The organism is Nonomuraea lactucae (assembly GCF_003313395.1).
Classification (GTDB): Bacteria; Actinomycetota; Actinomycetes; order Streptosporangiales; family Streptosporangiaceae; genus Nonomuraea; species Nonomuraea lactucae.
In genome coordinates this window covers 1-6,952 of sequence record NZ_QNFZ01000099.1, presented here as the reverse complement: position 1 = coordinate 6,952, position 6,952 = coordinate 1, and the positions used below count along the sequence as shown (strand labels likewise).

At 71.4% G+C, this 6,952-nt stretch carries 3 protein-coding genes and 4 tRNA genes; 5 read left to right on the top strand and 2 right to left on the bottom strand.

The genetic code is table 11. The features are described from left to right. From DQW85_RS46660 to DQW85_RS07375, 5 genes are all read left to right on the top strand, one after another. On the top strand, positions 1-1,607 hold a 1,607-nt coding region (locus DQW85_RS46660), incomplete at its 5' end, for an N-acetylmuramoyl-L-alanine amidase (RefSeq protein WP_240196994.1). 150 nt (positions 1,608-1,757) lie between these two features. Further along, positions 1,758-1,829: transfer RNA gene (locus DQW85_RS07390), tRNA-Gly, on the top strand. A 16-nt stretch (positions 1,830-1,845) separates the two neighbouring features. Then, positions 1,846-1,916 (top strand) — tRNA-Cys (locus DQW85_RS07385). Positions 1,917-1,966: 50 nt separating this feature from the next. After that, positions 1,967-2,038: transfer RNA gene (locus DQW85_RS07380), tRNA-Gly, on the top strand. A 19-nt stretch (positions 2,039-2,057) separates the two neighbouring features. After that, positions 2,058-2,132, top strand: a tRNA-Val gene (locus DQW85_RS07375). 93 nt (positions 2,133-2,225) lie between these two features. Here the strand turns inward: DQW85_RS07375 and DQW85_RS07370 are convergent. Beyond that, positions 2,226-5,537 carry a S8 family serine peptidase gene (locus tag DQW85_RS07370; RefSeq protein ID WP_113699636.1) on the bottom strand — a complete coding sequence of 1,104 codons (3,312 nt, stop codon included), beginning with the start codon at positions 5,535-5,537 and terminating at the stop codon, positions 2,226-2,228. Positions 5,538-5,710: 173 nt separating this feature from the next. Then, the coding region (locus DQW85_RS07365) for a glycoside hydrolase family 18 protein (protein ID WP_113699635.1) at positions 5,711-6,952 on the bottom strand (1,242 nt) is incomplete at its 5' end.

Here is a 6,952-nt window from a genome sequence, read left to right as displayed (position 1 = left end):
GGGCGGCGCGGCTGACCGGGCTCCCGGCCGGGCGGCTGCGCGCCGATCCGGCCGCGAACCTCCGGGGCGGGGCCGCCATCCTCGCCTCCTACCAGCGCCACCCCAGTGCCGACCCGGCCGACTGGTACGACGCCGTGGCCCGCTACTCCGGCTCGCGCGACCCGTTCGCCGCCAGGGAGTTCGCCGACGAGGTGTTCGCCGTGATCCGCGAGGGCGCCGCCCGGCGCACCGACGACGGCTTCACGGTACGGCTGGCCGCGCTGCCCCACCTGCCCGCGCCCGCCGGCGCGCCCCTGCGCAGGGCGCAGGACGCCGAATGCCCCGAAACGCTGCCGTGCGAATGGCTGCCCGCGGCCTACAAGCGGACCGGCCCGGACGACTACGGCAACCACGACAGGCTCGACGGGGAGCGGCGCGTCGACTACATCGTGATCCACGACACCGAGGGCGCCTACGGCGGCGTCAAGTCGATGGTGACCGACCCCGAGTACGTGAGCTGGCACTACACGGTCCGCTCCCGCGACGGCCACGTGGCCCAGCACGTGCGCACCAAGGACGTCGCCTGGCACGCGGGCAACTGGGACGTCAACACCCGCTCGATCGGCATCGAGCACGAGGGCTACCTGGCCAAGGGCGGCACCTGGTACACCGAGGCGATGTACCGGGCCTCGGCCGAGCTGGTGAAGCACCTGGCCGGCGTGTACGACATCCCGATCGACCGCGGCCACGTCCTCGGCCACGACAACGTGCCCGGCACCTCACCCCAGACACTGCCGTCCATGCACGACGACCCGGGCCCCTACTGGGACTGGGCCCACTACTTCGAGCTGCTGGGCCACCCCATCCCGGGCGCTCCAGACAGCGAGCACGAGGACGGGGAGGACCAGGACGGGGAGGGCGAGGACGGGAACGACGGGGAAGACGGGGAGGACGGCTCGGCCAGGCGCGCCCCGGTGAGAGGCCACCGGAAGGAGCCGGCCTCGGTCGTCATCCACCCCGACTACGAGACCAACCTCCCGCGGTTCACCGGCTGCCTGGAGGAGCGCCCGGCCAGGGCGTGCGACCCGCACGGCGCCTCCACTGTCTGGCTGCGCACCGAGCCGCGCGACGACGCCCCCCTGATCGACGACATCGGCAAGCGCGTGGGCAAGCCGAGCACCTACAGCGTGTACGACCACAGCGCGCGGGCCTCGACGGGCCAGCGCTTCGCCGTCGCCGGCACCCGGGGCGACTGGACGGCCATCTGGTACCTCGGCCGCAAGGCGTGGTTCCACAACCCGCCGGAGCGGCCCACCGCCGTGCCCGCCGGGGGCCCGCTGGTCACGCCGGTCAGGGACGAGGTCAGGGTGTACGGCCGGGCCTTCCCCGGCCATCCCGCCTACCGCGGCACGGGCGTCCCCTACCAGGATCGGGTCCCCCTCCCGTACGTCCTGCGGCCCGGCCAGTCGTACGCGCTCGGCCACACGCTGTCGAGCTCCTACCTCTCGGCCGGCTCGTACCGGCCGGCCAGGCACGTCACCGTCAAGGGCGAGCAGCGCTACCACCAGATCCAGCTCGGCCACCGCGTGATGTTCGTCAAGGCGAAGGACGTGCGCGTGATCCGCTGAGTCCCCCCGGATTCCACCCCGGATTCCCTGCCGAATCGCGCCCGCCCGCCATTCGCGGCGCACGGGCACTCCGCGGAGGCGATATGGTTTTCTCGTGGCCGGCGCTCCGCCGGAATGGTTTTCTCGTGGCCGGCGCTCCGCCGGAAACACGCGGAAGTGGCTCAGTGGTAGAGCATCACCTTGCCAAGGTGAGGGTCGCGGGTTCGAATCCCGTCTTCCGCTCGGAGTTCAGACTCCTGGTGGAGTGGCCGAGAGGCGAGGCAGCGGCCTGCAAAGCCGTCTACACGGGTTCAAATCCCGTCTCCACCTCAGCGGCGGCGAGCCCCCCGGGGATCGGCTAAAGTAAAGTGCGGCGCCATGCGGAAGTGGCTCAGTGGTAGAGCATCACCTTGCCAAGGTGAGGGTCGCGGGTTCGAATCCCGTCTTCCGCTCTGAGTGACAACTCAACCTGGACGATTAGCTCAGCGGGAGAGCGCTTCCCTGACACGGAAGAGGTCACTGGTTCAATCCCAGTATCGTCCACCAGAGACGAAGCCCCAGCTCGCGGCTGCCACCATGAGCTGGGGCTTCGCGTTTCCCGGCCCCCGAGGCCCGCGGGCGCGGGCCTCGGGGAGGACGTCACCTGAGCCCGTACGCTCCGATGATCGTCTGGGTGACCTCGTTCCCGGCGTCGTTCGCCGCGTGGATCCGTAGCGAGATCCGGCCGCTGGTGCCCGCCTTGCCGGGGTGGAAGACCACCGCGTCCCACAGGTTCCCCTCGTCGCCGAGCACCCACACCTGCCGCCACGTCCGGCCGTCGTCGTGGGACATCTCCAGCGACAGCTTCGAGGACTCGACGGGGCGGGTCCGCGCCGGGTTCTCCACCTGGAGCTTCAGCGGGAACCAGGCGAAGCCGGGGGCGCGGTTGCGCTCGTCGAAGTCGCCCGTCACCGTGACCAGTGGCAGCGCGGGCAGTTCGGATGCGGCTTCGGGCACACCCGAGGTGAACGTCCACTCCGTCGTCACGCGCGGGCTGAGCACCGACCAGTCCGGATCGCGCCGCGCGTCGACGGTGAGGGTGTATCTCCCGGTGTCACGGGGCACCTTCCAGGAGCCCAGGCCCGCATAGGGGATCTTCCCGATGACCTGGCCGTCGCGCGCCAGAGTGGTCTCCCCCTGCACGTAGGAGTAGTCGTACAGCGGTGAGCCGCTGAGCCCGGCCCCGCTGGAGACGAAGCTCGGCACGATCGCCTGGATGTGCTCGGGCGCCCGGACCACCCAGTTCGCGGCCGGGCGGGACAGGTCGGGTCCCACGACGGCGTCGTTCCAGTGCCGCGTGTGCGAGCCGAGAGGATAGGAGCCCTCGCTGAAGACGATTCCCTGCGGCCGGTTCGCCGGTCCCTGCTCGAAGGACTCCTTCCACTCCACCGGCCGCGGGGTGAAGTATTCGACGCGCCTCGACGGCAGGGTGACCGCACTCGCCCCTCCGTAGGCCACGAACTGTTTGGACAGGTACCAAGGGCCCTGCGCGCGCCGCCCGGTCGCCGAGTCCACCCCCTGGGAGCGGTAGGTGGTGTCCACGTCGGCCAGTTCCCTCCTCCGGGCCTCGAACACGGTGTCCTCCGGGACCTCGCCGCGGAAGGGGAAGGCCAGGTGGTAGGCGGCCGACGGGGAGACCAGCGACGTGGTGTATCCGAAGTCGAACCTGTCCGGGTCGCCGACGGCCGTCGCGGTGTAGAGCCGGTTCGAGGACCCGAACAGTATGACGGCCGTCATCGTCCGCAGGTAGGTCTTCGGGCCGTCCGAGAAGATCGCGTCCAGGGCCGCCCATTCGCGGACGGTCCCGGGCGTCTCCACGCGCGTGGTCACCTCGTGCGCGGTCCTGGCGTCGGCGGTGACGACGATGCCGGCCCGGTCGACCTTGAACGCGGGCACGAACAGGGCCGCCACATCCGCGGTCGCGAGGTCGCCGGGCGCGCCCGTGGCGGTGCGGACGGTCGCCGCCAGCCCGTACTCGCCCACGGGCACCCGCGCGACCGCGCGACCGCCCTCGACCGTGAGCCACGGGAAGGGATCGTCGGTCTCGGGATCCAGCACGATGCCGGAGATCTCCTGCGGGAGCAGGTCGGAGGCGGGTTCGCCGTCGCGGCCGACGAGTTCGAAGGTGACGTCGTAGGACTCGGTCTCGGCCGTGACACCGAAGGCCGTCTGCACCACGGTCCCGTCGCCGGTCGCGACGAGCCGCCCGCCCGCGGGCCCCGCCCTGGTCACGGCGCCCGGGTCCAGGACGAGGGGCACGTCGGCGGTGCCGTGCGCGGGCACGGTCACCGAGGACGCGCCTACGGAGACCGCGTCCGACAGGCCGGGGGCGTCCAGGGCGAGCCGGAGCGTGACGGGCGCGTCGCCGTCGTTGACGTAGGTGACGGTCCGGGTGAGATCGGGCAGGTCCCGGTACGGCCAGGCGAGCAGGCCGAAGGTGACGCTGCCCTGGCGCGGGGTGACCTGCTGCCGGACGGCACGGGCCAGGTCCAGCCGCCCGCTGCCCTGGTCGTACGAGCTCACCCCGGATGCCGGGGCGGCGCTGCCGGTGAGGACCGCCTTGACCCGCGCCGGCGTCCAGTCAGGGTGCCGCTGGAGGAGGAGGGCGGCGGCCCCGGCGACGTGAGGGGTGGCCATCGAGGTGCCGGACAGCCGGGTGTAGAGGTCGTTCACCGGGTCGCCGAGGCTCGTACCGGCCGCCCGGGCGGCGGCGATGCGCTCGCCCGGGGCGGTGAGGTCGGGCTTCACGGCCTGGTCCCCGGCTCGCGGGCCCCGGCTGGAGAACGAGCTGAGGCGGTCCGCCCCGTCGACGCTGCCGACGGTCAGCGCGGAGTCGGCCGCGCCGGGCGAGCCGATGGCGCCGGACCTGCCGGCGTTTCCCGCGGCGATGACGAAGAGGCTGCCGGTGGTCGCGGTAAGCCTGTTCACCGCCTGCGACATCGGATCGGTCCCGTCGCTGGGGGCGTCGGTGCCCAGGCTCATGTTGATCACCTTGGCCCTGCCCGCCGCCCACTCCATCCCGGCGATGATCGCCGAGTCGTCGCAGACCCGGGAGTCGCAGACCTTGCCGATCAGCAGGTCCGCGTCGGGGGCGACGCTCTTCGGCCCGCCCCCGCCACCGGCGACGATCCCGGCCACGTGGGTGCCGTGGCCGACGGTGTCGGTCACGCCCGATGCGCTGCCGCTGAAGTCCCGGGCCTCCTTGACCCGTCCCGCGAGGGCCGGGTGCGCCGGGTCGTACCCGGTGTCGAGCACGGCGACGGGCACGCCCTTGCCGGTGTAACCGGCGCTCCACGCCTGCGGGGCGCCGATCTGCTCGGTGGAGGCGTCGTCGGCGACGCGCGTCCGGCCGTCCAGCCAGATCCCCTCCACGCCGGACGACAGCCTGCCCTCGTCGGTGACCGCCGCCCACAGCTTCCGCGCGCCCGCGGCGTCGTCGTGGTGGACGTCGGCGTTGACGCTGCTCAGGTGCCGATCGGCGCCACCGGCCGGCCTCCAGGCCCCGTCCCGGTAGTCGACGATCACACGTGACTGCCCGGTCAGCCCCTTCCGGACCAGCTCGGTCACATCGAACAGCCGCCGGTCCACCTTGCCGGCGGCCAGCAGCTTGACCGCGTCCGACGGGATCACGTGCAGGTGCGAGATCCCCTCGCGGTCCCGCACCGCGTACTGGCTGAAACCCGTCCCGGCCCGGCCGGGACCGGGCTCGATCACCGCGCGCCCGGTGCCGTCGGGGAGCCGGGTGTATCGGACGACGTCCCCGGTCACCAGGACGACGTCGTGGACGGCCGGCGGCTGCGCCGGGAGCGGCTGTTCGGGAGGCGTCCCGGCCTGGGCGCGCTGCGCGGGCAGTGCGGCCAGGGTGCCGAGTAACAGCAGCGAGGTGGCAAGAAGTGCGGGGAATCGTCTCATGCCGGGGTCCTTTTCGGGGGGTGAGGCCCGAGCATAGGAAGATCGCCGAATTAATAACAAGGTTTCTTTACCATTTGGCGCTTGACAGTCAGGCTGTCAAATCGCCCCATGACTCCGGGCATGCGAAAGGGCCGGTCCCTGATGGCGGGACCGGCCCTCAGATCAGCCGGGGATCAGCCCAGGCCGTTCTTCATCGCAGTGATCAGCTCGCCGTTGGTGGTGTCACCGCTGAGCTCCCAGAAGAAGGCGCCGCCGAGGCCCTGGCCCTTCGAGTAGCCCATCTTGCCGCCGATGGTGCTGGGCGTGTCGTAGCTCCACCATTGGTTGCCGCAGTGGCCGTAGGCGGTCCCGGCGATCGTGGCTGTCGCGGGGCACTTGGTCTTGAGGACCTTGTAGTCGTCGACACCCGGCGCGTCCGGGTAGGTGCCCGGAGCGGGGCCGGACGCCGTGCCGCCGGGGGCGGACTGGGTCACGCCGGTCCAGCCGCGGCCGTAGAAGCCGATGCCCAGCCACAGCTTGCTGGCGGGAATGCCCTTGCCCTTCAACTTCTGGATGGCGTAGTCGGAGTAGAAGCCGGCGATCGGGATGCCGTTGTAGGAGGTCAGCGGCGAGTGCGGAGCGGTCGGGCCCTGCGCCGCCCAGGCGCCGAAGAAGTCGTAGGTCATGACGTTGTACCAGTCGACGTACTGCGCGGCGCCGGCGTAGTCGGCAGCGTCGATCTTGCCGCCGGACGTGCCGTCAGCGGTGATGGCCGCGGTGACCAGGTTGTTGGGGCCGAAGCGGTTGCGCACGGCCTGCATGAGGTTCTTGAAGGCGGCGGGCCCACTGGTGTCGCAGGTCAGGCCGCAGGCGTTGGGGTACTCCCAGTCGATGTCGATGCCGTCGAAGACGTCGGCCCAGCGCGGGTCCTCCACCATCTGGTAGCAGGACTCGGCGAAGGCGGCGGGGTTGGCCGCGGCCTGGGTGAAGCCGCCGGACCAGGTCCAGCCGCCGACGGAGAAGAGGATCTTGAGATTCGGGTACTTCTTCTTCAGCTTGCGCAGCTGGTTGAAGTTGCCGCGCACCGGCTGGTCCCACGTGTCGCCCACGCCGTCGACGCTCTCGGCGGCGGAGTAGGACTTCTCGTAGTCGGCATAGGAGTCGCCGATGGTGCACCGGCCGCCCGCGGTGTTGGCGAAGGCGTAGTTGATGTGGGTGAGCTTGGCGGCCGAGCCGCTGGTGTCGACGTTCTTGACGTGGTAGTTGCGCGCGTAGACGCCCCACTGGACGAAGTAGCCCAGGAGCTTGTTGCCGCCTCCCCCGCCGCCGGTGGTGGTGGCGGTCACGGAGTTGCTGTTGGCCGACAGGTTGCCCGCCGCGTCACGCGCCCGCACCGTGTAGGTGTAGGAGGTGTTCGCGCTCAGCCCGGAGTCCGT